The organism is Streptomyces pacificus, from assembly GCF_011766325.1.
In the GTDB taxonomy this organism is placed as follows: domain Bacteria; phylum Actinomycetota; class Actinomycetes; order Streptomycetales; family Streptomycetaceae; genus Streptomyces; species Streptomyces pacificus.
Window position 1 is genome coordinate 1 of record NZ_BLLG01000025.1, and the last position, 25,636, is coordinate 25,636.

Genomic DNA, 25,636 nt, shown 5'->3' on the forward strand with positions numbered 1-25,636 from the left:
TCGGCCGTGGAGCCGGGTCGGATCCGGCGGGCTTGGTGCTGGTCATGAGGGGGTGGTTCTCCTGTCGTGCCCTCTCAGGCTAACCCGCCGAAGCGGGGCGTCTCACCCAAGGCTGACAGAGAGGGCCTCCACCCGTCGCCGCCGTGCGTCCACGACGTGGGCCCGTCCGTCGTAGCGGGCCAGGGTCATAGCGTGCACCTGCGCCGGGGTGGGGCCGGCCGACCACGAGATGGCCGCCGCCTGATCCGCGTCCAGGAGCGTGACCAGGCGGCTCAGGATGCCCGAGTCCACCGGCGCCGGCCGGGCGGATCCGCGGGCCAGCAGGCCCATCGAGACCAGGACATCGCCGGTGCCGGTCCCCAGCCGGTGGGCAACCGCCTCCCACCAGGAGTCGAGTGCCTCGCCCGGCTGCGGAGCGAGGCGGATCGGCAGGGTCCGCGCGTGCGTCACCGGCGAGCCGCTTGTCGGCGAGTCCGTCGGGAGCGCTGCCCCTTCAGGAGATTGCGTACGTCGTCCTGGGCCAGGTGCGCCGCCTGGTCGATCTTGACGCGGCTGAGGAGATCCTCGTCCAGGCGCTCGGTGCCGGTGCGGACGGCTCGCTGGCAGCCGCGGTTGATGAGGGTCATCAGCGAGCCGATGTGGCCGCTGGAGCGGATGAATAGGTAGTCGAACAGGTCATCGGCGAGCATGCCCCGGTAGGTGCCGTGCAGGACCAGGCGCTTTTCCAGGGCCAGCAGCAACTGGCGCCACTCGTCGCGGCCCTTCTCGGTGGCCAGCTCGAAGGACCGCATGTCCAGGCGGGTCGTGCGCCGGCCCGTCTGGGCCAGGACCGCGTTGTCGTAGGACTCGCCCTCGGAGAACAGGCCCCGCTTGGCCAGGCCGACCCCGACGAACAGCAAGGTGACCGGAAACTCGTTCGCGATGTACTTGAAGTGGTTGCTCACCTCGACGCCGCCGGCCGCCCGCCAGCGCAGGAAGTGAAGGTCGTCGACGATCAAGAGCTTGACATCGCAGGAGAGCACGCAGTCCAGGGCTCGCTGGGCGAACTGCGCGGTGGTGCCGGTGGTGCGGCCGGGGTGGCCGAAGAACTCCAGCATCGCCCGGTTGAAGTCCTTCATCCCCGTGTTCCCGGTCAGGCCCACCCGGCAGACGGGGAGCCGTTCGTGCCCGCCGGCGGTGAACGCGCCGCCCTCGGTGATCTCCCGGCGGTGGAAGTCCCGGGCGAAGGCCAGCACCGCGGTCGTCTTGCCCAGCCCTGGGAACGCGTCCACCGCGACGGAGCCCTTGGCCTTGTCGCCGTCCTGCTGGTTGCTGTCGACGATGTCCCACAAGTCCTCGTGCAGATCGGCCAGCTGCGGCGTGCGCAACGGGCCGAGGTTCGCGTGCCAGATCCGCCGGGCCCGGTCGTACTCGGCCCGCGCCCGCTCGCCCAGCGCCACGTACTCGCTTCGCGACAGCAGTTCGGGCTGCAAGCGCGCGTGCGCTTCCGCGAAAGCCGCCCAGCCCTCCTTGCGGGACAGCGTCAGCGCGTCCAGGCGGTGGGCATCTCCCGGCGTCCAGGTGCTGTCGCTGTTCACGCGTCCTCCAGGGCGTCGGCGTAGAAGTCCGTGTCGTCTTCCAGCTCGGCGAAGTCGGCCTCATCAGCGCAGTCGTCGTCGCCCGTCTCGGGCATGGCCTCCGACGCGAGGTCCGGCCCGGTTGTGTCCGGCAACTCCATCAGGCGCCTGACGCTGGGCAGCGTGGCGACCAGGTCCTCGGGTTCGGGCAGGTCCAGGGCCGCTTGTTCCCGGGCGAGCCGGAGTGCCATGCGGCGCTCGACCAGCGTGGTGCCCAGACCGAGATTCCAGCGTTCGAACAGGTCACGGACCGCGGCCTTGTCGTCCGGGAACCGGTCCCGGGCCGCGGCCAGGCGGCGGGCGAACTGCAGGGCCTCCTCGCTCACCGGCATGTCCCGGCCCGGTGCGTGTTCCCAGGCCAGCGCATGCCACCGACGGCTCGCGGGGTCGCGGAAGTAGACCGCGTTGATGTCATCCGGGTTCACCGCGACGGGCCACTTGCCGTCCCGCTCGTCGCTGAGCAGACCGCGGTAGGGGTCCAGGGCGGCGCCGTTGTAGCGGCGAGCGTCCAGGTCGATGCCGTAGTGCTGGATCTTGCGCCGTTCAACCCGCTGGAACTCAAACGCCAGGTCCGGATCGCGCGGAACCTCGATGTAGCCGGCCCGGTTCAGGCCGTGCTCGAACATCGCCGCCGGCGACATCCGCAGCCCCGGCACCCCCGGATCGATCAGGCTGGTGTGTGGCCGGTGGTGATAGACGCAGGCCACCCACTCACGGATGATCGCCTCCAGTTCGTGGAGGAAGAAGAACGCCTCCCCCTCGGGACGCTCGCCGCGCGAGTGCAGATCGGGGCCCTTGTAGCCGGGCAGCGCCTGCAGCAGGTCCTCGCGCAGGGTCAGGAAGAACCTCTCCAGCGGGCCCTTGTCGCGGCCCGTCCGCAACCGGGCCGGCTGCACCGAGATCCCCAACCGGCGGCAGACGCTGGTCAGATGCTCCGAGACGAACACCTTGCCGTGATCGACCAGCACCGTCTCCGGCACCAGCGCCGGCGACGCCGCCGAACGCATCGGCCCCTCCAACGCCGTGACGTCGATCAGCACCGAGCGCGGAATGCCGTGCTCGGGCCAGAGAGCATGCGACGGCCAGTCCTCCCCCGCAGGCCGGGGGCGGAACGCCTGGTAAAGAGCGACGCTGGCGTCGACGGCCTTCGTCGACACCGGCGTGACCCTGATCCCCACAACGCAGCGGGTGTACCAGTCCATCGCAACGGTCAGCTCCGCCTGCAGCCACTGCAGCGTGACCGGGTCCAGGGCGAAGACGTCCAGCCGGTTGGTGTCCATCAGCAGGTACTCACCCGGCCGGGTCGGCCGCAGCTTCCCGTAGACCCCGCCGGGCCGGGAGGCGATGTCCCGGTTCCGCTTCGTGCTCAGCCGGAACGTGGGATGACGCCGCTCCAGATCCTCCAGGAGACGGTAGGACGTCGCCCGGCTGGGCAGATCCTCCTCGTCAAAGCCCCTGGCCAGCAGTCGGGCCCGGGTCCGCTCGATCACCATCTTGCGCGACGGCTTGGACTGGCCCGTGTGCTCGACCATCACCTCCAGCGCCGCCTCCGACCACACCTCCGCGTTCCGGTGCCCAGAGCGCGGCCCGCTGCGGGCCGGCACCAGTCCCGCCTCGCCGTCTTGGCGGAAAGCCGCGACCCACCGCTTGATCGTGCGCGCCGCCACCTCGAGCTCGGCCGCCTTCGCCGAGTACCGGCTCTCCATCGGCTCACCCGCCGCGTAGGCAGCACGAGGCTCCCCTTCCCTCGGCAGTTCCTCGCTGCCGCTGCGGAACCCGGTGAGCACCTCCCTGACATGCGCGGCCCGCTCCAGCACCCGCTCCCGCTCGCCGGATTCCAGCCGGTCCAGCACCACCGCCGCCATCTCCTGCGGGTCGTCGGAGGCCGGCCCCGGGCCATCCGGGATGATGCGGGCCCGGTCGGACACCAACAGTTCCTTGACGGCCAGCCGTAGCAGCCGGCCCCGGCCGTCCTTGAGGACCACCTCGCCGCCCGCCTGCGTGCCGGCGAACTCCACCACCTCGACGACCTCGCCGTCGTAGGAGAAGCGGCTCCCCACTCCCACCCGTACTGCGGCCCGGCTCACGACGCCGTCCTCAGCACGCTGCGGGCACTCAGCGGAACGCTCAGGTCAACCGACCACTGCTGCCTCCAGAGCAGGTGCAGGACCCCGGCCCGCACCAGTGGAGCCGGACGACCGGGCAGGCAGCCGAACGCCTCTCGCAGCGAGTTCCCGTCCGCGACCCGGTCGCGTACTTCGTCGAGGATGACCGGGTCGAACAGCCGCTCAGGCGGTGGCTCCTCCCCCACCGCCAGGTCGCATATCTCCTCGTCCGGCTCGAACAGCCAGTCGCGGCGGTAACCCGCGAGGAACCGGACGTTGGCCAACTCTGCGTCCGGCGGTTCACTCCACACCTCGTAGTGCCAGCCGCGGGACTCGACCGCCTCGCGCGTCCAGGCGAAGGTGAACGCGTGCTCCGGCTTGGCTGCCCGGTGGCGCGGCTTGACGTCAACGACCAGCGGGCCGGCCGTGGTCGCCATCAGGTAGTCCGGGATGTGCCGGCGCAGCACGCCGTCCACCTCGGCCCGCAGCAAGAAGGGCTGGGCCACGATCGCGGTCACATCCCGGTCGAAGTCCGCGTAGAGCAGCCGCGCCAGCTCCAGCCGCGACTCGTAGATCACGTGATCCGACTCGGTACTCGACCAGTACGAACCTGAGTAGTGCTTCTGCCCCATGTACCAGCGGAACGTCCGCCACGGCTCGGCCGCGTACAGCATCTCCAACGGCACCGACTCCCAGGCGAGGCCCTCGCGCACCTCGTCTTCGACAAGCCGGACACGCACCTCTACATCCACCATCCACCCCAGTGCCTGTGTAACTGACCGTGATCCGCAGGACAGTTACACGGGCACTGGAGTACGAAGAGTCACACGCACTTTCGGTCACTCGAAAGGTTGATTATCCCGGGATGGGCATCTCAGCACCGCGTCATAGGTGCTACTTAGAAGCCGACTGATGATGCAGGACGAACCGGAGGCGTCGCGGCTGACGCCCAGGCACGGATGTTCCTCAACCTCGAGACGAGGACACCCCGCCAACGAAAGCTTCACTCTGATTCACCCGATCTCCGGTTGGGCTGCGCCACATGGGCTAGCGTTTCTCTCGCTCGTGCTCCGGACGTTGCGTTCACGGTCCGGGGCTGTCGGTGACGGGGAGGTTGGGGTGGGGGTTCTCGCGCGGCTGCCGCTGGAGGACGGAGGTTCGGTCCTGCTGGCGACGACGGAGGAGCTGGACGGGCCGGTGAAGGTGGGACGGCTGTCCGACGCCGTTCAGGAGTTGCCGCACACGGTGCAGCAGGCGCTGCGGCCGGTGACGGGCATGGCACGAGCGGCGCTGGAGCAGTTGCGGCAGGCGGGTCCGGACGAGGTCGTCGTCGAGTTCGGTGTTGACCTGTCTGCCGAGGCCGGTGCCGTGATCGCCAGGACTGAGACGGGCTGCCATCTGACCGTCACTGTGACCTGGCATGCCGCACCCGCTTCCTCCACCGGCGAAGACGGTGCTGACGGCAGCCTGTGAAGGGCAGGGCGAGCCCGTCGGACGGGGCGGGGCGGGGGTTTTCCCGGTCGGTCGCTGAGATCCACACCGTGCGCGGCGTGGTCGCCGGGGCGGGTTTCCTGGCCGGTCAGGATCTGCTGGTCACCTGTGCTCACGTGGTGCGTGAGGCCGGCTTCGGGCCTGGGGACCGCCTGTCGCTGGCCTTCCCCGGCCAGCCCGAGGGCCTGGAGACGTGGGGGGTGGTGGAGGCCGGGACATGGCGGGAGCCTGAGGCGGAGGATGTGGCGTTCCTGCGGCTCGATGGCACGCCGCCGGGTGTGCCGGTGCTCGCTTTGGGCAGCGCCGAGGGCTGCCAGGGGCACCCGGCCAGTTCCTACGGTTTCCCCCGACAGGCTCGGCCCGGCGGGCACTTCGGGCATCTGACGGTGGGGCATGTCCTGGACAGTCCCACCGGAGCGGGGGCGGGGGGTCTGCTGCAGCTGACCGAGGCCAATGACGTCACCGAGGGCTTCAGCGGCGCTCCGGTCGTCGATGACATCACCGGCCTGGTGATCGGTATGGTGACCGCTATCACCGCCGCCGACCGGCACTCCCGCGGCCTGGGTATCGCCTATGCGACTCCTGTGAAGGTCCTGCGTGCTCTGCGCCCCGACCTGGCCGAGCTGGCGCTGTGCCCGTACCCGGGCCTGGAGCCGTTCACCACCCAGGACGCGGCCTTCTTCCACGGCCGCACTACAGCGCAGGACATCGTCATCGCGGCGCTGCGCGGGCCCACCCGGGCGCTGATGCTGCTGGGCCCGTCCGGATCGGGTAAATCCTCACTCCTGCAGGCCGGAGTCCTGCCCGCGCTGGCCGAAGGGACGGCGGTGCCCGGTAGCGATCGCTGGCTGCCCGTGGTTGTCCCCCGCCCCGGCCACGACCTGTTGGCCGCAGCCGAACGCCACGGCCTGCCCGGCGCCGTCTCCGAGGGGATCGAGACCGCTGCCCGCCGCCTGCTGGACGAACAACCCGAGCACAGCCGGGTGCTGTTGGTCATCGACCAGTTCGAAGAACTACTCGCCCCCACCGAAACTCCAGACGGTGACGGCATCGGTCCGGCAGTCGAGCAACTGGCCCAACTGGCCGTCTCCCGGGTCCCGGTCGCCCTGATCCTGATCATGCGTGACGACTTCTACGCACCCCTGGCCGCCCGCGCGCCCGCCCTGCTGGAGGCTGTCTCCCCACCCTTGAACATCCCCGCCACGCTCAGCGAACGCGACCTGCGCGCCATCATCGAACACCCCGCCGCCCACGCCGGACTGCACATCGAAGAAGGCCTCACCAATCGCCTCATCGCCGACCTGCTCGACCCGGTCGACAGCCCCCAGCCTGGCACAGACCCCGCAGCCGGCAGCGGCACGGCCCGCACCACGCCGGTCACCTCCCTGCCCGCCCTGCAGCTCACCCTGCACCAACTGTGGCAGCGCCGCACCGACGGCCGGCTCACCCACGAAGCCTACGGACGCATCGGCACCGTCACCGGCGCCCTGACCACCTGGTGCACCCGCGTCTTCGACGACCTGCCCAAGCCTCACCACGACATCGCCCGCCAGATCCTGACCGCCCTGGTCCTACCCGCTCACCCCGACCACGCCACCCCCGCAGCCCGCCTCCAACGCCCCCTGACCACCCTCCACGCTCTGTTCGACCAGCCCCACAACACGCCACCAACCTCACGCTGGCACAACGACGTCAACGCCGTCCTGGACGTCCTCACCCGCCACCGGATCATCATCACCCACACGTCCCGCACGGGCCCGGAACCCCGTGAGGCGGTCGCGGAACTCATCCACGACTCCCTCGTCCGTGACTGGCCCGACCTGCGTGCCTGGGTCACCGAGGACCAGGACTTCCACCGCTGGCTCCACCGCACCGAAGAACAACACACCCGCTGGAAACACCACCGGGAAGCCGGCCGGCTACTTCACGGCAGCGACCTTGCCATAGGCATCGACTACTGCCGCCAGCGCGGGCTGCCCGCCCACATCCGCCGCTACATCACCAAAAGCCGCCACCGCGTCCGCCTGCGCATCTACTTGCTGGTCGGCCTGCTCACCCTTGCCCTCATCGCCACCGGTCTGGCCGGCTGGCAATGGAACAACGCCATCACCGCCCGCCAGCAAGCCATCTCCCGGCAACTCGCCGCTGCATCCGACAGCCTCATCGATACCGAACCAGACCTCGCCGCCCTCCTCGCTGCCTACGCCTACCGCACCTCCCCCACCACTGAGGCAACCGCCAGCCTCCGCACCGCCGCCGCAACCCCCCTCCCACACACCCTCACCGGCCACACCGACTCCGTGAGCTCGGTGGTGTTCAGTCCGGACGGGCGCACCCTGGCCACCGTCAGCAATGACGATACGGCCCGGCTCTGGGACGCTTCTTCTGGCCGCCCACTGCACACCCTCACCGACCACACCGACGACGTGAGCTCGGTGGTGTTCAGTCCGGACGGGCGCACCCTGGCCACCGTCAGCAACGACGATACGGCCCGGCTCTGGGACACCTCCACCGGCCGCCCACTGCACACCCTCACCGACCACACCGACGACGTGAGCTCGGTGGTGTTCAGTCCGGACGGGCGCACCCTGGCCACCACCAGCTTCGACGATACGGCCCGGCTCTGGGACACCTCCACCGGCCGCCCACTGCACACCCTCACCGGCCACACCAACGCCGTGAGCTCGGTGGTGTTCAGTCCGGACGGGCGCACCCTGGCCACCACCAGCCACGACGATACGGCCCGGCTCTGGGACGCTTCTTCTGGCCGCCCACTCCACACACTGCACACTCTCGCCGTCGGGCTCCCCGCCAATGATCCGGCGTCCGGCCACACCGACGACGTGATCTCGGTGGTGTTCAGTCCGGACGGGCGCACCCTGGCCACCGCCAGCGACGACGATACGGCCCGGCTCTGGGACGCTTCTTCTGGCCGCCCACTGCACACCCTCACCGACCACACCAACGCCGTGATCTCAGTGGTGTTCAGTCCGGACGGGCGCACCCTGGCCACCGTCAGCGACGACGATACGGCCCGGCTCTGGGACGCTTCTTCTGGCCGCCCACTCCACACCCTCACCGACCACACCAGCGGCGTGAGCTCGGTGGTGTTCAGTCCGGACGGGCGCACCCTGGCCACCACCAGCTTCGACGATACGGCCCGGCTCTGGGACGCTTCTTCTGGCCGCCCACTGCACACCCTCACCGACCACACCAGCGGCGTGAGCTCGGTGGTGTTCAGTCCGGACGGGCGCACCCTGGCCACCACCAGCTTCGACGATACGGCCCGGCTCTGGGACGCTTCTTCTGGCCGCCCACTGCACACCCTCACCGACCACACCAACGCCGTGAGCTCGGTGGTGTTCAGTCCGGACGGGCGCACCCTGGCCACCACCAGCTTCGACGATACGGCCCGGCTCTGGGACGCTTCTTCTGGCCGCCCACTCCACACCCTCACCGACCACACCGACGACGTGAGCTCGGTGGTGTTCAGTCCGGACGGGCGCACCCTGGCCACCGTCAGCAATGACGATACGGCCCGGCTCTGGGACGCTTCTTCTGGCCGCCCACTGCACACCCTCACCGGCCACACCGACGACGTGAGCTCGGTGGTGTTCAGTCCGGACGGGCGCACCCTGGCCACCGCCAGCCACGACGATACGGCCCGGCTGTGGGACACCTCCACCGGCCGCCCACTCCACACCCTCACCGGCCACACCTACTCCGTGAGCTCGGTGGTGTTCAGTCCGGACGGGCGCACCCTGGCCACCGCCAGTGGCGACCGTACTGCCCGGCTGTGGGACACCTCCACCGGCCGCCCACTGCACACCCTCACCGGCCACACCGACGACGTGAGCTCGGTGGTGTTCAGTCCGGACGGGCGCACCCTGGCCACCGCCAGCCACGACCGTACGGCCCGGCTCTGGGACGCTTCTTCTGGCCGCCCACTCCACACCCTCACCGGCCGCGTGAAATTGGTGGTGTTCAGTCCGGACGGGCGCACCCTGGCCACCGCCAGTGGCGACCGTACTGCCCAGCTGTGGGACACCTCCACCGGCCGCCCACTGCACACCCTCACCGGCCACACCGACGACGTGAGCTCGGTGGTGTTCAGTCCGGACGGGCGCACCCTGGCCACCGCCAGCCACGACCGTACGGCCCGGCTCTGGGACGCTTCTTCTGGCCGCCCACTCCACACCCTCACCGGCCACACCTACTCCGTGAGCTCGGTGGTGTTCAGTCCGGACGGGCGCACCCTGGCCACCGCCAGTGGCGACCGTACTGCCCAGCTATGGTCGGCGGAGCTGCTGTACTCGGATCAGGCGATCGCCAAAATTTGCAGGGCGGTCGCCCGAGACCTCACAACAGGCGAGCGAGCCAGTTACCTTCCCCAAGGGGCGCCCAGCAATGTGTGTCGCTCCTGACTCGGCACCGGACAATCCCTGTCAGCGCAGCGCGACGGCGACGGCCGCATACACATCGACCATCATTCTGAGCTGGGCATCTCAGCATCGCGTCATATGCGCTATTCAGAGGTCATTGCTCACGAGAACATGACGCAGATTCTGATTACCTACACGTCGGTGCCCTTGATGTGCTGGGCGGGGTTGTGTCCCTCTTCGAGCATGCGGACGGCCCACAGCAGGTCCTGGGTGCCCTCGTGCTTGACCATGCCGGGGCTGACCCCGAGCCGGAAGGTACCGGGAGCGGGGCTGCCGTCCGGTGTGTACGGCAGGACATCCCGTGGCGACGGACCGTCGGACAGGTAGACGGCGCAGTCCGACAGCAGGGCGACCGGAACGAGTGCGTCGTCCCCGAGGGCGAGATGCCCGGCGGGAGCGGCTGCACGCTGTGCCGCGAGCGCCGTCTTGAGGATCTTGCGGTGCATGTTGACGCGTGCGGTGGAGATAACGGCGGCTCGGATGTCGGGGCGCCAGGTGGGGCGTTCCAGAGCGGGCCAGCGCTCCCCGGCCCGGTACCCGGCACCCTGCGGACGTTCCCGCAGCTTGCCGATGCCGCCCTTGACCGTCGCCTTGATGGCGGACAGGACCGCCGCCGTGCCGGGGTCGGCCTGCCGGTGTGTCGCCATTGCGGTCAGGAACTCCGCCTCGTCCATCCCGGCCACCACACCGAGGTCGGCCATCGTCGCCCGGTACGCTTCGCTGAGCCGCTTGTACCAGGGGTCGAGGTACGGGCCTGCCTCCGGCCGCAGCCATGCCTCGGCGGGTTCGATCGACACCGGCAGTCCGTAGGTCGCGACCAGTTCGGCCGCATACGCGACGGTGGGCGTCGCGTACCAGGCCGGGCCCGGGGGCCGTTCCCCATGGGGGGTAAAGGGGTTGGGCAGCCGGGGATCGAGCTCGATACCGGACAGATCGACCAGCCAGGCCCCGGGGATCTTCTTGTCGAAGGCGGGCTTCTTCACATGGACCGGGGCCGAAAGGCCCACGACGAGGCGGTTCGCGGCGGCGAGGAACGCGGTGTTCACGTCGATACCCACGGCGAACCGGCGCGCGCACTCGGCACCGGTGAGCAACTCCGGCGCGCGGATCCAGTCGAACGCCTCCTCGTCGATCACCTGGTCGGGAGTGCGCTGGTGGTGGCGCGGGTACAGGCCGGCGACGACCGGATGCTCGGCCGGCGCCTCCGGTGGCGCCGGATCCACCGCGTCGCACAGGGAGCCTGGTACCGGGCCGGGCACCCAAGTCCCCGACGTCTCGTCCCGTACGGCACGGGTCGGCGGCCGCAGCGCGGTCATCAACTCCAGCCCGCACACAGCCGTCGACCCGCGAGGAGTGATCACGCGGGCGGCATAGGTGCCAAGGACTGCGGCGAGGTCCGGAGCGGGCAGCCGGGCGGTGTCGCCCCAGGAACGGGTGTCGAGCGCGTCCCATGGCAGGACGGCGAACTGCACGCACTGCCGGCGGTCGCCGTCAGCGGGCCGGTAGACCCGCGCCCACGGGCCGAACCCGCGCCTGGTGAGCTTCCAACCGGCCTTGGCGATGTGCTTCACCACCGTGTGGCCCTGCGGCAGCCGTAGGCCTCGCCGGTCTTCGAGTGCGGGGGGCAGCCCGAGTCGTTCTGCCGCGGCGGCGGTGAGCACGATGAGTGGGTCGGCGTCCCTGCCCGCGCGATGGAGCCGGGCCGCCCCGAACCTCGACTCGTTGAGCACCCATTCCACGACCTCGACAAGGGTCCGGGCCGGGCAGTCCAACACCAGCCCCCCCAGGCAGTACACGGACCCGTCGCCGTCGAGCACGCCGAGGGGGCCGTGCGCGAAACGTGAGTCGGCCGCCTCCGCAGTCGAGGCACGCCTCGCGCTTGTCTCCGGCTCCGCGGTACGGCGGGGTGCCGCCGACCGCACGGGCGCGGCGCTGCCCGCGGGACGGGCCGGTGGGGGAACGGCCGCCGCGCGGGCGGAGTCCGGTGGCGGGGGCCCGGCAGCAGGCTGCCGCGCCGGCTGGGTACCGTCGGGCACCGAGCCCGCGCGATCCGGTGCTGCTGCCGCGGGCCCCATCTCCTCCGCTGGGTAGCGGGCCGCGAGCCCCTCGAGCAGGCGGGCGTAGGCTGCGCGTTTGGGCGCCCTGGGCTCCGTGCGCCCGGCCTCCCAGCCGCTGACCGCCTCACGGCGGACCTGCAGGACACCGGCCACCTGCTCCTGGCTGAGGCCGGCGGCCTCGCGAAGCCGTTTCCGCTCCGGCGGAGCCGGTAGAGGCTCCCTCGACGCCACCTCCTCCAGCAGGGCGTCGACCGCGCCGAACAGCACGTCCTCATCGCTCGGCACACCATCACCTCCGGTTCCGAACGCTACATCAATCGCACGGTACATCGCGCACGGATCGCGCGGGTGCAGGGGAGGTTTCCTCGCCGGGCCGAGGCGAGCGCGGGGGTGGAGTGAAGTGCATCCATACCGCTTGGTATCCACGACGTCCCGACATCCACCGGACGCTGTGCACACATCCGGGAGCCACGCGACATCCGTGCCGGTAGCGAGCGGCGACTGTTCCGGCCGCCCGATTGCATGGACGACGGCCCGGACTGCTTCGATACGCCCCCCCCAGCGGGAGGTCTCGATCAAGTCCTGGCCGCCCGGATCGGCGACGGCGTTGTACCGGGAGATGGCCGCGGCCGCACTGTTGCGGTACGAGCAGAGCTGAGTCACACGAGTGAGTGCCGAAGGGGTGGCAGCCCGGTGGTGGATCCACTCCATCCGCGGCCGGGGGAGGCGGCGAGCGGCTGTCAGTGCTCCGAGGGAGTGCTCATTACGCCGTAATACTTCGCCACCCGGGGGCCGGCGAGCCTCGAGGCGCTATTACGGCGTAATAAGGGGTGCTGCTCCTCGCCGACTCAACGTCCTCACGTCATGGCTTACTAACGTGAGGACGCAACAGAAGATCGTGAATGTTAGTAAGGTGTCGCCCATGACTTCGCCCTCATCCAGCGACCGAGAGAAGGTCGTCTCCAAGCTGCCGGCGGCGCTGCAGCAGGATCTGAAGATCCGTACAGCGCAGCATGGCATTGACATCCAGCGTGCGGTCGAGGCGGGTATCACCGCCTGGCGGGGGCTGGGTGCGAACCGATCCCCCATCGACACCGCCGGTGCCAAGTCGTTCTCCACCTGGCTTCCCCCCGGTCAGTGGGACGCCTTCAGGGGGGACTGCGAAGCCCGCGGTGTCTCCCTCGTCCAGGGCCTGTCCCAGTCCGTGCAGGTGTGGCTGGACAAGAACCCGCCTCCCGACGTGCAGCGCCCCGCGGTCGTCCGGCGCATCATCGTCTGCAACCAGAAGGGAGGCGTCGGCAAGACCGCTGTCACCTCCGGAGCGGGCCAGGCGTTGGCCGAAGGGTCCGACCTACTCCATCCGGTCCGCATCTCCAAGCACTTCGCCGCCCTCCTCAACGAGGATCAGCCCGGTTCGCCACGCGACTACGAGGCCCTCCCGGGGCCTGGACTGCGGGTACTGCTCGTCGATTTCGACCCCCAGGGCCATCTGACGAAGCAGACCGGCCACGAACCGCTCCACCTCGACGGCGACAGTCTCACCAAGCACATGGCAGGCGAACCCAAGGGCGATCTTCGCGACCTCATCGTCGAAGTCGACGCCCCCCGCTTCGGTGGTCGTCTCCACCTGCTCCCGGCCTGTACCGACGCGTTTCTGCTGGATGTGAAGCTCTCCGCGGTCCGCGCCCGCGAAGCGGCCCTTGAACGCGCCCTGTCCCCTGTCGAGGAATATTACGACGTAATACTCGTCGACTGCCCACCCAGCCTCGGCCTCAGCATGGACGCCGCCGCCTTCTACGGTCGCCGCCGCCACGACGAGGACCCCGGCAACTCCGGCGTCCTCGTCGTGGTTCAGGCCGAAGACAGCAGCGCCGACGCCTACGCCCTTCTCACCTCCCAGATCGAGGACCTTCGTGGCGACATGGGCCTCGAACTCGAATACCTCGGCATCGTCGTCAACCACTACGACGCCCGCCGGGGGTACATCGCCACGTCCTCCCTCGAAGCGTGGATGGCCATAAAGGACCCTCGAGTCGTCGGCGTCATCGGTGACCTGAAGGAGCAGAAGGAAGCCGTCCGCGTGAAGCAGCCCCTGCTCGCCTATGCTCCACGATGCGACCAGGCTGTAGCACTCCGCGCACTCGCTCGGGAGATCTCATGAGCAGCAAGGCCGCCAAGCTCGGCGGGGGCGCCTCCTTTCAGCAGGCACAACCCATCAGTTCTCGGCGCGCGGCCATCAACGCCGCTACGGCCGCCCCCACGGAAGGCGCCCCGCCACCGGTCACCCTTCCCGTGCGGGCCATCAGCCTCAATCCGGACAATCCACGGACCGAACTCGGTGATCTGGCCGATCTCGCCGGCAGTCTCCGCGACCACGGGCAGAAGCAGGCCATCACCATCATGTCCCGCTTCACTTACATCGAAGCCAACCCGACCCGTGAGAGCGAACTCGAGCCAGACACCAAGTACGTTGTGATCGACGGGAACTCCCGCCTTGCCGCCGCACGAGAGGCGTGCTTGGAGAGCATCAAGGTGATGCTCGACGACGATCTCGGGAAGAACCCGGACGAGCTCCTCGAGTCCGCGCTCGTCGCCAACATCCACCGCCAGGACCTCAGTCCGCTGGACCAAGCCAAGGCACTGCGGCAGCTGCTCGGGGTGCACGGCACTCAGGAGGCGCTCGCCAACCGGCTCCACCGCTCCCAGGGCTGGATCTCACAGCGGCTCGCCCTGCTCAGCCTCACTCCGGAGTTGAAGCACAAGCTCGAGACAGGGGAGGAGCGCGCGGACCTGCTACGCCTCGTGGGCCGGAGGAAGCCGGAGGAGCAGGAAGAGCACCTGCAGCGCCTCAAGGACAGGCGTACGCAGGAGAAGTCCGCCCAGCACGCCGGGGCGAGCGTCCGTCGGAACACCGGCACCGGCGCATCGACCGCGAAGACCGATTCCAGGCCACGTCCTGACGCAGCGCGGCTCCCCGCTGACCCGCCTCAACCTCATTACGGCGTAATAAAGTCTCCAGGCCAGGACTCGGAGGCACCGGGAGGGACAGAGCCCGGGGTCACCGTGCCCGACCCACGTCCGGCACCCGCTCCCGGCCCACGTCAGGTCACCATGCCGTGGGGCGACGGTGTCGCCAGTATGGACATCATCTTCGAGAAGGTCGGCGAACGAGAGCGCCGCCGCATGATCGGGCGTTACGTGGAGCTGCTCGGTGGCCCCGAGGCATTTGCCGCCGACCTGACCGCCGCCACCAGCACGGAATTCCGGCGGCAGGTGGTCGAGCTCCTGCTGAAGGATCGGTAGGCCCGAGGTGGCCCGACCTGGCCGAGGGCGGTGGGGGAGCCGGACGGGCGCTGTCCCGAAACCGCTCTCGTCAAGGTCGGCCATTACGGCGTAATAGACCCTTCCCATGCTCCGGAGCCCTGATCTCCATGGCGTGAGAGCAGCTGCTGCACGCGCCACGACGGACGGCGGGCAGCCCGAGTAAGTCCGCACGGCTGAAGTAGAGGACCCAGCAGGGGCTTTCCTAGCGTCAGGGGTGACGACGAAAGGCGTCGTCCGGTCCGAACATGGAGAAGGAGCGCACATGGAGCACCCGTCCGGTATGCACGGTATGGGAAGTGCTGCGTCGTTCGCCGACACTGCGGGCGCAGTCCTCTTCATCGCCTGGGCTGTTGCGATGTGGGTTGCCGTCGCCGTACTCGCCTATGCGAACCGGGGCCCGGTACGGCCCTGGCTGTACAAGACGGCTGTGGGGCTGATCGGGCTCGGTGTCGTCGGGCAGATCGGTCACTTCCAGGAACATGTGGCGCAGGCCGCCTACTGGGTCGCCCATCCCAATGCTCCGGCATGGATGACGCCGTGGGCAAACGGTCTCGCCCGTGGGATGGGGCAGGTGGACATGACCAAGCCCTCGCTCGGCATGGAGATCCTCCACCTCACCGGAAACTTCATCTTCCTCGCCGGACTGGTCGGCATCGTACAGATCACCCGACGCGTCGCCGGACACCTCAAGTCCCGCAAGTGGGCCAGGATGGGAGTCTGGATGCAGGGACTGCACGGACTCGAGCACGTGGTGCTGACGCTGTCCGTCGCGCTGGGGGCCGGCCGCGCGATCGGTCTGTCCACCTGGTTCGGCCTGATGGATCCAGGACCGGCGCTGGTGACATACCGGGTGTGGTGGCACTTCGTCGCCAACATGATCGGTTCGGTGATCCTCGCCATCGCCCTCTACCACTTGTGGAGGGAGAAGCGCATGGTCCGGGCCGCCTACGACGAGGCCGAGGAGGAGTCGGCACCCGCCGTACACGGCCGGATCAAGCGCGAACCCGCGCTGGTGGGGCGGCCGTAGCGGTGCACGGCCGGACCGGCTGGGTTCGGTGAGACGCATGGCTTCTCCCGGCGGTGCTCGGGCACGTGTGTGGTGGGCAAGGCGAGTCTTTCCCCGGTGGAGCGGGCCTCGGACTCCGTACGGCATCGCCAGCACAGGCCGTGCGGGGCTGGACGGCCACAGCTGCCGTTGCGCCCCCGGCATGCGCTGCCGGCCGGAACGGTGGTGGCGGTCACGGGCGAGGCCGCTGATGGCGATGCCGTCCGCGCACGGCACTCTGCGCAGAGTCCTGTGCCGCCGGGGAGGTGGGGACGCTCGCAGTCGGGACAGCACTCCGTGATCCGGCGGACGGCCGCAGGGCGGGGCGTTGACCGGTGGTCCGGGGTGTGGGTGTCGGAGCAGGAACTCTCCGCGGCCCGTCTCCGGCGGGCCGCCGCCCGCTCAGCGACCACCTCCCGGCAGATGGCGCAGCTCGTACCGGTCGACCAGAGGACTCCCGACTCGCAGTCCGGGTTGGCGCAGCCCCAGCGGGGGAGAGCGACTCCCAGCAGCCAGCGCCCAGGGTCGCGGATGTCGTCGATGAAGGTCAGGGTGAGGCGCTGGGTGAGTCGGGCGCGCAGGCGGGAGGGTCCGCAGCCGTCCTCGAGCTGCCTGGAGACCTCCCGCCCGATGCGGCGCTGTACGTAGGTGTTGGCCTGGCAGAGCAGGAAGCGGACCGGCTCCAGCACGAAGTCGAGCCGTGGGCTGAAGGTCAGTTGAGGGCCTGTCCAGGATGTCTGGGCGGTGGAGGGAGCCGTGGGCTTCGGAGCTGGGGTGGTGGCCTCCGCGCGCAGCGCGAGACCGGCAGGGGCATCGGCCGGCGCCGGTTCGTCGGTGCGGCCTGTTGCAGCCGCTACTACGGTTACTTCGCCTACGGCGGATGGCAAAGGCAGCCCCTCGTTCTCGGGTCGGTCAATTCTTAGGTCTTCCTTATACGCGAGCGAACTCGCATCAGCGTCGGGACCCGATCGGTCATCAGGTTGGGGAGTCGCCGCGCAGGGGCTGTCGTGCACGACGAAGAGATGACGCCCCTGGAAGCCGGCCCGGCGCCGCACGCTGATCCAGCCGGCCGCGGCCAGTTCGTCGATGATGCGGCTAGCGGCTTCGGTGCTCACGGGCTTGCCGGCGCGCGGACCGGAGTGATGGCAAAGGAAGCTCGCGAGGTCGCCCTCGGAGAGGGGGATCCCCTGCACGACGGCGTAGGCGATGACGGCGTAGGCCCGCAGCAGACGGGGCCGCATCTGTTCGCTGGCAACGACGGCCAGCCAGACGTACCGTTCGGTGGGCTTCAGCGGGCGGACACGGCGGCACGCCGTGGTTCCGGAGCCACCGGACAGGGAGCGTCGTTGGTTGTCGGGAAGCTCGACCACCCCGTCGGGGGCTGTGTCGCGAAGCTGTGCAAGGCCGCGATGCACGGTGGCTTCGGAAAGCCTGATATAGGAGGCGAGCGTGCCGGCGGCCGCCGTGCAGCCGGCCGCGCGCGCTGAGAGGGCCTTGACCTTGACATAGACACTCAGCGCCGCGTCGGAGTAGTGAGAGGATTCCACGAGCCGCATGGGCACCTTCACGCGCCCCCGGCGGACGGGAGCCGAAGCGGAGGGGCTTGTTCCGGACTGAGGATGGCCGAGATCTTTCGGAGTGAAATCGGCATCAATGCCGTGATCCGCCCCTTCGGCACGACCGGGGGGCTGGAGAATCGCAGCCGATTGCTTCATCATGATGGGGTCTCCCTTCGGGGCTTCATGGGGTCTCTCCTTTGAGGGGTTTCATGGGGTCTCCTCCCTTTCGGGATGTCATGGGGCCCCTCTTCCGACGGGTTTCATGGGGTCTCCCTTCGGGGCGACATGAGGTCCCTCCTTCGATCGAGGCTTGGGATCTTCTTCTCGGGGCTTCATGGGGTCTCTCCTTCGAGGGGTTTCATGGGGTGTCTCTTCGGGGTGACATGTGCTCCCTCCTTTGGTGGGGCATGGGATCTCCCTTTCGGGTGACGAATGTGATCCGTTCGGGGGGTTCGAGAAGCCGTGCTATGCGGCTTCTTGGTTCTGGCAGAACCGGTAGTAACGCGATTCTGGGGTGGTGCCCAGAACGGGCCTGCGCCCGTCGAGTTGCAGCTCGACGGGCGTGTTCAGACTTGGCCTCGCATTCCAGTGATGGTCGGTCGGCGACTGTCCCCTCAGGGGGCCAGTCGCCCTGGGCCTTGATGTCACGTCCTCCCTCAATCTGCCCGAGCAGTGGGGCTGTTCGCGGATCGGATCTGCTTCGGCTCGTCGTGCGTGGGGGAGTGGCGGCTCACAGGGAGTCGACCTCCGCCAGTTCCGCGCTCGCGTTGAACGCTGTGGAACCCTTCTGGCGGGCGTTGACGCGGATCGTCCGGCGCGCGTCCGTGGGGGAGTGGTCGTCCGTCGGCTCGGCCTCGATCCAGCACGGCTCGTCGAACTCGACGTAGTGGTTGAACGAGACGTCCATTGACACGGGAATCGCGGCGCCGGCCTGCGAAGGCCGAACGGCCTGCCCCGCCTGTCGCACGGATTCCAGAAGCAGCATGCCCGGAACGTGGTCGAGGGCATGGTCGAAGAGGACCGGATGGCTGGTGTCGACGCGCAGTTGCCAGCGAAGCGGCTCCGCGGCCGGTGAGAGCACGATGTCCTGCTTCTGCAGCCGTCCGACGGTGCTGCGCGGCACCGGATCCGGAGGTTTCGGGGCATTGGAGAAGATCGCGTCGATGTCGCCTCGCCCCGGGCGCAGACGCCGGTACACGGCGGGCGAGTGGCTGCCGAAGCGGACGCTGGCCATGGCGAGCAGCGAGCCGTTGCGGACGGCCTCCAGGTGCATGGACATCGTGACCGGGAGAGAGCGGTGATAGCGGATGTCCGAACAGGTCACGTGCAGTTGGACGTCCGCCGGGGTGTCCTCGATGCGCATGGCCTGCGGGTTGACCGCGAACTGCAGGCGCGACCAGGACAGCTGGTGACCGAACGGAACCTGGTAGGCGACATGCGTCAGCAGGGTGCTGGACTGTCGTATCGTCTCGCACAGCAGCAGTGGGTCGTACATCCCGTACTCGGGGATGTAGAAGGTGTGGCAGCGCGGCAGCTGCGCGGTGACGGTGAAGGCGTCGCGCCCGGCCCTGCTCCAGTCGGTCAGGAAGACCTCCGACAGAGCCGCCCGGTGCACGTACTCCCTGGCGACGGTCGTGGTGAGTGCGGGTCTCGCCGCGCTGTGCGGCTCTGTGGTTGTCAGCATGCCTCTCCCCTAGGGCGTGCGTATGTGTTCCCCGAAGGCCACTACCGGCGACTGCGGGTTCGGTTTAAAATATCGGTTGTTCTTTTTTTTTGTCGAGAGGGAGCACCAGACCGATGGCCAAGCCGCAGCAGGATCGAGCAGTCAAGACGCGGGAGGCCATCATCCTGGGAGCTGCCGAGGTCTTCGACGAGTACGGGTTCAGAGGCGCCAGCATCAGCAAGATCATGAAGCGGGCCGGTGTCTCCCAGGGCGCCATGTACTTCCACTTCAAGTCGAAGGAGGACCTGGCGCGTGCCGTGATGACCGCGCAGCCCGGCACCGTCGTGCCCCGGCTGGGGGCCGAGGGGCTGCAGCGGATCGTGGATATGACGTTCGTCTGGGCCTGGCAGATACAGCGTGACGTGCTCCTCCGCGCGGGCGTCCGGCTCACCAACGAGCAGGACGGGGCCACCGTGCGGGACGCGACGCCGTTTCTGGAATGGGCCAGGATCCTGGAACTCTCCCTGGCGGGTGCTCAGGAGGAGGGTGAACTCGTGGAGTCGGTCGACATCGGTCAGCTCGCCGAGTTCCTCGTCGGAGCGTGCACCGGGATGCAGATGTACGCGAACGCCGTGTCCGGGCGCCGGGATCTGCCCGAGCGGACCGTGGCGATGTGGCGGATCCTCCTGCCGGGCATCACGTCCGAGCGGGTCGTGGAGTCCATCGACCTGAACGTGCACCGCTTCGCCTGATCGTCGCATCCTCGTCGGCGCCCCTCCCGGAGAACACCCTCTTTTGCAGTCCACCGCCCAGTCCACCGCCCGCGACCGACTCAGGAGGCCTTCGTTGCCCCAAGGAATACGGCAGTTGCGGCTCGCCGCGATCAACATCGACGGCGTGCTGCTGAACGACACCTTCAGTCCGGTCATACACCGGTTCGTCGTCAATCGCGGTGGAGCCTACACCGCGGAGGTCGAGCGGCGGGTGTTCTCCCAGCCGCAGCAGCAGGCCAGCGAGTACCTGGCGCACGTGGTACGGGTGCCGATGACCGGGCCGGAAGCCCTGGAGGCGTACTTCGCCGAACGGGTCGCCCACATGAGTGAGGATCCGGTCCGGCTCCTTGACGGGGCGATCGAATTGGTGCGCCGACTGCGGGGGCTTGGGCTGCGGACGATCTGCTACGGGGGGCTCGGCCGGGAGCATTTCGACCGCTTCCTCGGCGAGTGGGCCCACCTTTTCGACGGTCCCGGATACGTCTGCACCAACGGCTTCCGTCCCGGCATCACGGAGATCACGTCCGATGTCTTCGGTCTCGCGGGTGCCCAGGCGGTGTTCATCGACGACGTGGCGCGTGTGGCCGAGAAGGCCAAGGAACTCGACGTGCCGTTCATCGGGCACCCGAGCGACTTCGAGCACGGCTTCCAGCGCGGACTCATGCAGGAGGTGGGGGTGCGGCATCTCGCGGACTCGCTGCACCACATCGACGAGGCGATGCTGCGCGCCGTCGATGCAGAGGCCGCCGACGGCACGGTCTGGAAGCAGCCGTCCGTCGCGCCGGTGTGAACAGGCACAACCGCACACACGGTTCCTTCTCTCATTCATCAGGGGGCATGTTGTCGAACAAAGAAGCGGAAAAAGAGGGCGGCGGTCTGCTGAGCGGCAAAGTCGCCATGATCACCGGGGCTTCCAGCGGGATCGGGGCGGCGGCGGCGCGGCTGTTCGCCGCGGAAGGGGCTGCGGTCGTCCTCATGGCAAGGCGTGAGGACCGGCTGAAGCAGGTCGCTCACGAGATCGTCGCGAGCGGGGGGCGCGCGCTGGCCGCACCGGGCGACGTCGTCCGCACCGAGGATGTGGGACGGGTGGTGGGAGCTGCTCTGGAGACGTTCGGACGGCTGGACGTGGCCTTCAACAACGCCGGATGGGGCACGGTGGGCACCGATCTGCACGAGACGGACGACGCGGTGTTCGAGCAGGTGATGGACGTGAACGTGCGGGGGACGTGGAACTGCCTGCGCCATCAACTCCCGGCGATGTTCCCCTCAGGGGAGGGGGCCGTAGTGAACACGGCCAGCACGGCGGGAGTCGTGGCGACGGTGGCGGGAGCGCCGTACGTCGCCGCCAAGCACGCGGTGATCGGGATGACGAAGGCCGCAGCTGCCCAGTACGGCGATCGCGGCATCCGTGTCAATTCCCTGGTCGTGGGCAGTACTCGGACCGAACTCGTCGACGGGGCGATCGAGGCCCACCCGCATCTGCAGGACGTCTTCGTCGCGCGCCAGATCCAGAAGCGCATGGCGGCCCCCGAGGAAGTGGCACACGCCGCGCTCTGGCTCAGCAGCCCGCATGCCTCCTTCGTCACGGGGGCCGCGATGGCTGTGGACGGCGGCCGTACCGCGGTATAGCGGAGTAGCTGGCGAGGCCGGTCGGACGGATGACCCTGTCCGCCCGACGGGCCGTCAGCTCGCCTGAGCGTCCTCGGATGGCGGGCCCGCCGGATCCCGCACGTCCGCCCCCTCGGCGGACACGCCGACCAGCGCGAGGTGCCAGACCCGCTTGAGCTGGGCGACGGTGCTTTCGAAGGCGGGGTCCGAGCCGGTCCGGCCGCGCAGGTACGCCTCGGCCCCGTTCGTCAGATGCTCCACGAGCGTCGTGACGTCCGCGGGCAGCGCGTCGGCCCGCAACTGGCCGCTTTCGTAGGCCCGGTCGAGCAGCGCGCGGACCGTCGGCAGCCAGGCGCCCGACCAGGCTTCGGTGCCGGGGCGCTCCCGGCCCAGGCGGATGGCGGAGCGGACCGCCGGCTCCCGCTCCATCAACCCGGCCAGTTCGAGGGTCAGATCGACCACCATGCGCAGCGGCGGCACCGGCTGGGCGGTGAGGAGTTCCAGCGCGGCCAGCGTCACCGTCCGCCCTTCCCGCTGCACCGCGTCCGCGAGGTCCGCCTTCGACGGAAAATGGAAGGTCACCGCGCCGATGGACATGCCGGCGACCCCGCTGATGCGCGACAGCGACGTCCCGTCGTACCCGTAGCGGTCGAACTCCGCCGCTGCCGCGTCGACCAGTATCCGGCGCGTGCGCACGGCCCTCTCCTGTCTCACCACACCTCCTCCCGAAGAGGGCTCTCGGCCACCGGACGTGCGAGGGTCCTGACTCCGGCCCGACGGTGTACCGCCGGCGCGTCCCGAGGGGGGCTGATGTTCACTCCTTGCTTCAAGAGTTCGCTTCCTTCCTCCGGCCGGCAAGGCGGAGTTGCCCAAGACGTTTCGGATAACGGCAGGTCAGGGGGTGGTCGGCCCCCTTGGCGGGAGGCCCGTGGAGGGCCTGCCTGGCATCTTCGGCCCCGGCAATCACGGCGGCGGCCGACGCGGGTGGCGGGGTCGGACTTGGCGAAGTGCATTCGGCAACTCTCCTGAGTCGCAAAAAAAAGAGGTCGTTCGCTATTATTTTAGCCTGGTCGGCAGCCGCAGGCCGACAGGAAGGGAGGAAACTAGCCATGGATGCGTACGCTCTGACGGCCGGTCGCATATCGTTGCCGGTGTTCGCCGAGAGGATCTTCGAGCGCCTGCCGCGGGCCGACCAGCGGCGCTGGGCTGAGGCCTATGTGCAGGGCCTGCTGACGACCTCGGGCAAGAAGTCCGTGCGCCGCCTCGCGGCAGCGATCTCTTCCTCACCCGCCACCTCGCAGGCTCTCCACCAGTTCGTCAACGCCAGCCCCTGGGACTGGACGCCCGTCCGGGCGGAGCTCGCCAGATGGGTCGAGCAGCAGATGACCCCGCGCGCCTGGGTGCTCGGCCAGGCGGTACTGCGCAAGCGCGGCGAGCACTCCTGCGGTGTGCACCGCCGGTTCCTGCCCTCCACCGGCCGCTCGGTCACCTGCCAGCTGGGCGTCGGGGTCTTCCTCTCCTCCGACGATCAGGCCGTGCCCGTCGACTGGCGCCTGCTGCTCCCCGGTTCGTGGAGCAAGGACCCCGAGCGCCGTGTGCGGACCCGCATCCCCGACGGGATCGGCCCCCGCTCCGTCGAGCAGCACGCCCTCGACCTCGTCGACGCTCTCACCGCCGCGGGCCGGACCGCGCCCCTGCCCGTCGTCGCCGACCTGGAGGGGAGCGGCGGAACCGGCGCGGAGGCCCTGGTCGGGGGACTCGCTGGTCGAGGGCGGGACTTCGTCGTCGCCGTCCCGGACACGCTCCAGGTCGCCGTCGGCGGCCACCTGCGACTGCAGCATCCCCGCGGAGGGGAAGGGCGGAGCCCGGTGCTCGCCGCCCGCAGCCTCTTCGAGTCCGACGCGGGCGCCCTGACCCGGACGGAGAGCGTGGCACCCCCGGACGGACGGGGCCGCCACACCTGCGTCATGTCGAGCTTCGTCAGGCTGCCCCAGCGCGGCGGGAACGGCGCGCGGATCCACCGCACCTACCGGCTGTTCGCCACACGCACCGACAACGGACGGCGGCCCCTCCAGCTGTGGCTGACCAGCCTCACCCACGCCCGGACGGACACCCTGCTCGCTCTGACGCGGACGCTCGGGCAGGCCGGGCACTCGGTGCGGGAGATGTCGGACGAGTTCGGCCTGCTCGACTTCGAGGGCCGTTCCTACCCGGGCTGGCACCATCACATGTCGCTGGTCTCCGCGGCATACGCCTACAGCCGCCTGGAACAGGGGCGCACCAGGGCCGGTGAGGGAATGCTCGTCGCCGCCTGAGCGGCCCGGCCGAGTCCGCTGCGACTTCGCCCTGTCGAGTTCCTTCACGCAACTCGCACAGCCATAGAGTGAGTTCATGCTGAGACACACATACGCGGGACAGGACTGCAACCTCGCCCGGTCCCTGGAGGTCATCGGCGAGCGCTGGACCTTGCTGATCATCCGGTCGGCGCTGCTCGGCACCACCCGCTTCGACGGGTTCCTCTCCCAGCTGGACATCGCCCGCAACGTGCTCGCCGGCCGGCTGGCCCGGCTGGTCGAGCACGGCGTGCTGGAACGCGTGCCGTACCAGGACAAGCCGGTGCGGCACGAGTACCGGCTCACCCCCGCGGGCCGTGATCTGACCCGGGCTGTGATCGCCCTGATGCAATGGGGCGACCGCAATCTGCCGCAGGAGCCGGTGCCGCCGCGTCGCGCCGACCACATCGGCTGCGACGGACCCGTCCACGCCGAACTGCGCTGCTCACGGTGCGGGCGTACCGTGCGCGACGAGGAAGTGGACGTGCGCGGCAACCGCTGAGCACCTCACCGAAGCGCACGCGCGAAGATGCCGCCCGCCGCGCGGTCCGCCCACGATGGCCCCTTCCGCCGCCGACAGCAGCGGCGCACAAGAGGAGGTGCCCGTGCCCGCACTGGGAGCACTGCGCAGGCTGGTCCTGGCCCCGTCCCTGGACGACGTGAGCTTTGCCGGGCGCGGCTTCCCCACCGAGCCGAACGACCGCACACGACAGCTGGAGGCCGTGCCGCAGGCCGTCGTCACCGGCTTCGAGTGGGGCATCGAGGACAAGGACCTGGCCACCACCGAGCGCCGGCTCGCGCTCGTCGACCCGCTGAACAGGGGATTCGCCTACGAGGGCGCCACCATGGCCTGCGCCGTCCGCGACGCCGTGGGCCCGAACCGGCACCGCGCCCGTGATCTGCTGCGGGGCGGCGGCAGGCCGCACATCTTCCTCAACTACATCGGAATCGGCTTCGCCATGGCCAAACTGCCCAGGCGGCTGTGGGGGAGGCTCGTTCCCGATCTGACCGAGCCCGACCTCTACCCGGCGATGAGCTGGCTCTGCGTCGACGGCTACGGCTTCGACCGCGCCTACTTCGACACCGGCACCTGGGTCACCGGACAGCGCCTGGACACGCCCTACAACTGGGACGGGGACCCCTCGTACTGGCGGCGCGCCTTCGACCAGGGCGTCGGCCGGGCGCTGTGGTTCGTCCACGGCGGGCACGTCGCCCACGTCTCCGCGGCCGTACGGGCGTTCGCCGCCGGGCGGCAGGCGGATCTCTGGAGCGGTGTGGGGCTGGCCGCCACCTTCGCCGGCGGCGGCTCGGCCGCCGACCTGGCCGCGCTGCGCGAGGAGGCGGCGGAATGCGCCGGACACCTGGCCCAGGGCGCGGTCTTCGCGGCCAAGGCGCGCCACCACGCCGGGTTCGTGCCCGAGCACAGCGGTGCCGCCGTCCACGCGTTCACGGGGCTCTCGGCCGGCGCCGTGGCACGACTCGCCGACGACTGCGCCGCCACCGCAGCCGAGAAGGGCGTAGGACCCGCCTACGAGGTCTGGCGCCGGGGTGTGCGCACGCGACTGGGCACCGCCGCCGCGCGAACACCGTCTGGGAGCCGCGCCGTGTGAGCACCGTCGT

19 protein-coding genes are annotated in these 25,636 nt (G+C 69.5%); 11 read left to right on the forward strand and 8 right to left on the reverse strand.

All coding sequences use genetic code 11. The features are described from left to right. Positions 1–102: 102 nt before the first annotated feature. Genes SCWH03_RS26275 through SCWH03_RS26290 form a run of 4 tightly spaced genes read right to left on the reverse strand, consistent with a single transcriptional unit; the run spans position 103 to position 4,476 of the window. Entirely contained in the window at positions 103–450 is a 348-nt protein-coding gene (locus SCWH03_RS26275; RefSeq protein WP_173267085.1) for a TniQ family protein, read from the reverse strand. Continuing rightward, positions 447–1,577, reverse strand: coding sequence for an AAA family ATPase (locus SCWH03_RS26280; RefSeq protein WP_173267087.1), 1,131 nt, complete (start codon positions 1,575–1,577; stop codon positions 447–449). Before SCWH03_RS26280 ends, SCWH03_RS26275 begins: the two co-directional genes overlap by 4 nt. Next, entirely contained in the window at positions 1,574–3,703 is a 2,130-nt protein-coding gene (locus SCWH03_RS26285; protein ID WP_173267089.1) for a TnsB C-terminal domain-containing protein, read from the reverse strand. Before SCWH03_RS26285 ends, SCWH03_RS26280 begins: the two co-directional genes overlap by 4 nt. Further along, the gene (locus tag SCWH03_RS26290) at positions 3,700–4,476 is read right to left on the reverse strand and encodes a TnsA-like heteromeric transposase endonuclease subunit (RefSeq protein WP_254077039.1); all 777 of its coding nucleotides are present in this window, start codon (positions 4,474–4,476) and stop codon (positions 3,700–3,702) included. The genes SCWH03_RS26285 and SCWH03_RS26290 overlap by 4 nt, the downstream gene beginning before the upstream one ends. A 364-nt stretch (positions 4,477–4,840) precedes the next feature. Between SCWH03_RS26290 and SCWH03_RS26295 the strand changes: the two genes are divergently transcribed. After that, positions 4,841–5,194, forward strand: a complete 354-nt coding sequence (locus SCWH03_RS26295) for a CU044_2847 family protein (RefSeq protein WP_173267091.1) — start codon at positions 4,841–4,843, stop codon at positions 5,192–5,194. 68 nt (positions 5,195–5,262) lie between these two features. Next, positions 5,263–9,636, forward strand: a complete 4,374-nt coding sequence (locus SCWH03_RS26300) for an nSTAND1 domain-containing NTPase (RefSeq protein WP_173267093.1) — start codon at positions 5,263–5,265, stop codon at positions 9,634–9,636. A 149-nt stretch (positions 9,637–9,785) separates the two neighbouring features. Here SCWH03_RS26300 and tap read toward each other — a convergent pair whose 3' ends face one another. Further along, entirely contained in the window at positions 9,786–11,996 is a 2,211-nt protein-coding gene (gene tap / locus SCWH03_RS26305) for a telomere-associated protein Tap (RefSeq protein ID WP_173267094.1), read from the reverse strand. A 637-nt stretch (positions 11,997–12,633) separates the two neighbouring features. Here tap and SCWH03_RS26310 point away from each other — a divergent pair. The 3 genes from SCWH03_RS26310 to SCWH03_RS26320 all read left to right on the forward strand — a co-directional run bounded on the left by SCWH03_RS26310 (position 12,634) and on the right by SCWH03_RS26320 (position 16,062). Further along, entirely contained in the window at positions 12,634–13,872 is a 1,239-nt protein-coding gene (locus tag SCWH03_RS26310) for a ParA family protein (RefSeq protein ID WP_173267096.1), read from the forward strand. After that, entirely contained in the window at positions 13,869–15,014 is a 1,146-nt protein-coding gene (locus tag SCWH03_RS26315) for a ParB/RepB/Spo0J family partition protein (RefSeq protein ID WP_173267098.1), read from the forward strand. Before SCWH03_RS26310 ends, SCWH03_RS26315 begins: the two co-directional genes overlap by 4 nt. 283 nt (positions 15,015–15,297) lie before the next feature. After that, a complete protein-coding gene (locus SCWH03_RS26320; protein ID WP_173267100.1) occupies positions 15,298–16,062 on the forward strand; it encodes a DUF6008 family protein in 765 nt (254 codons plus the stop codon). On the opposite strand, the gene SCWH03_RS26325 is transcribed toward SCWH03_RS26320, so the two are convergent. Together SCWH03_RS26325 and SCWH03_RS26330 are read right to left on the reverse strand one after the other, a co-directional pair. Continuing rightward, positions 15,981–17,798 (reverse strand): hypothetical protein, encoded by a 1,818-nt coding sequence (locus SCWH03_RS26325; RefSeq protein WP_173267101.1) that lies wholly within the window; start codon positions 17,796–17,798, stop codon positions 15,981–15,983. The two genes, SCWH03_RS26320 and SCWH03_RS26325, sit on opposite strands and share 82 nt — an antisense overlap. Before the next feature lie 571 nt (positions 17,799–18,369). Continuing rightward, the gene (locus SCWH03_RS26330) at positions 18,370–19,323 is read right to left on the reverse strand and encodes a ScbA/BarX family gamma-butyrolactone biosynthesis protein (protein WP_254077040.1); all 954 of its coding nucleotides are present in this window, start codon (positions 19,321–19,323) and stop codon (positions 18,370–18,372) included. Between the two features lie 113 nt (positions 19,324–19,436). Between SCWH03_RS26330 and SCWH03_RS26335 the strand changes: the two genes are divergently transcribed. From SCWH03_RS26335 to SCWH03_RS26345, 3 genes are all read left to right on the forward strand, one after another. Continuing rightward, positions 19,437–20,054 (forward strand): ScbR family autoregulator-binding transcription factor, encoded by a 618-nt coding sequence (locus SCWH03_RS26335; RefSeq protein WP_173267103.1) that lies wholly within the window; start codon positions 19,437–19,439, stop codon positions 20,052–20,054. A gap of 94 nt (positions 20,055–20,148) precedes the next feature. Further along, complete coding sequence (locus tag SCWH03_RS26340) at positions 20,149–20,865, forward strand: HAD family hydrolase (protein ID WP_173267105.1); 717 nt, start codon at positions 20,149–20,151, stop codon at positions 20,863–20,865. Positions 20,866–20,912: 47 nt separating this feature from the next. Beyond that, positions 20,913–21,704 carry an SDR family NAD(P)-dependent oxidoreductase gene (locus SCWH03_RS26345; protein WP_173267107.1) on the forward strand — a complete coding sequence of 264 codons (792 nt, stop codon included), beginning with the start codon at positions 20,913–20,915 and terminating at the stop codon, positions 21,702–21,704. Positions 21,705–21,758: 54 nt separating this feature from the next. Here SCWH03_RS26345 and SCWH03_RS26350 read toward each other — a convergent pair whose 3' ends face one another. Then, entirely contained in the window at positions 21,759–22,400 is a 642-nt protein-coding gene (locus tag SCWH03_RS26350) for a TetR family transcriptional regulator (RefSeq protein WP_371872783.1), read from the reverse strand. A 392-nt stretch (positions 22,401–22,792) separates the two neighbouring features. Here SCWH03_RS26350 and SCWH03_RS26355 point away from each other — a divergent pair, with 392 nt between their 5' ends. The 3 genes from SCWH03_RS26355 (at position 22,793) to SCWH03_RS26365 (ending at position 25,626) form a co-directional block, all read left to right on the forward strand. After that, positions 22,793–23,998 (forward strand): IS701 family transposase, encoded by a 1,206-nt coding sequence (locus tag SCWH03_RS26355; protein ID WP_173267109.1) that lies wholly within the window; start codon positions 22,793–22,795, stop codon positions 23,996–23,998. A gap of 76 nt (positions 23,999–24,074) precedes the next feature. Beyond that, a complete protein-coding gene (locus tag SCWH03_RS26360; RefSeq protein ID WP_173267111.1) occupies positions 24,075–24,518 on the forward strand; it encodes a winged helix-turn-helix transcriptional regulator in 444 nt (147 codons plus the stop codon). 103 nt (positions 24,519–24,621) lie between these two features. Beyond that, positions 24,622–25,626, forward strand: coding sequence for a DUF1702 family protein (locus tag SCWH03_RS26365; protein WP_216854805.1), 1,005 nt, complete (start codon positions 24,622–24,624; stop codon positions 25,624–25,626). Positions 25,627–25,636: the final 10 nt, after the last annotated feature.

What these genes read in the sequence shown, in the direction of transcription:
- SCWH03_RS26325 (WP_173267101.1), bottom strand. Translation starts at nt 17,798, where the DNA reads ATGATGAAGCAATCGGCTGCGATTCTCCAGCCCCCCGGTCGTGCCGAA.
- SCWH03_RS26330 (WP_254077040.1), bottom strand. Translation starts at nt 19,323, where the DNA reads ATGCTGACAACCACAGAGCCGCACAGCGCGGCGAGACCCGCACTCACC.
- SCWH03_RS26345 (WP_173267107.1), top strand. Translation starts at nt 20,913, where the DNA reads ATGTTGTCGAACAAAGAAGCGGAAAAAGAGGGCGGCGGTCTGCTGAGC.
- SCWH03_RS26310 (WP_173267096.1), top strand. Translation starts at nt 12,634, where the DNA reads ATGACTTCGCCCTCATCCAGCGACCGAGAGAAGGTCGTCTCCAAGCTG.
- SCWH03_RS26320 (WP_173267100.1), top strand. Translation starts at nt 15,298, where the DNA reads ATGGAGCACCCGTCCGGTATGCACGGTATGGGAAGTGCTGCGTCGTTC.
- SCWH03_RS26355 (WP_173267109.1), top strand. Translation starts at nt 22,793, where the DNA reads ATGGATGCGTACGCTCTGACGGCCGGTCGCATATCGTTGCCGGTGTTC.
- SCWH03_RS26360 (WP_173267111.1), top strand. Translation starts at nt 24,075, where the DNA reads ATGCTGAGACACACATACGCGGGACAGGACTGCAACCTCGCCCGGTCC.
- SCWH03_RS26315 (WP_173267098.1), top strand. Translation starts at nt 13,869, where the DNA reads ATGAGCAGCAAGGCCGCCAAGCTCGGCGGGGGCGCCTCCTTTCAGCAG.
- SCWH03_RS26335 (WP_173267103.1), top strand. Translation starts at nt 19,437, where the DNA reads ATGGCCAAGCCGCAGCAGGATCGAGCAGTCAAGACGCGGGAGGCCATC.
- SCWH03_RS26290 (WP_254077039.1), bottom strand. Translation starts at nt 4,476, where the DNA reads ATGGTGGATGTAGAGGTGCGTGTCCGGCTTGTCGAAGACGAGGTGCGC.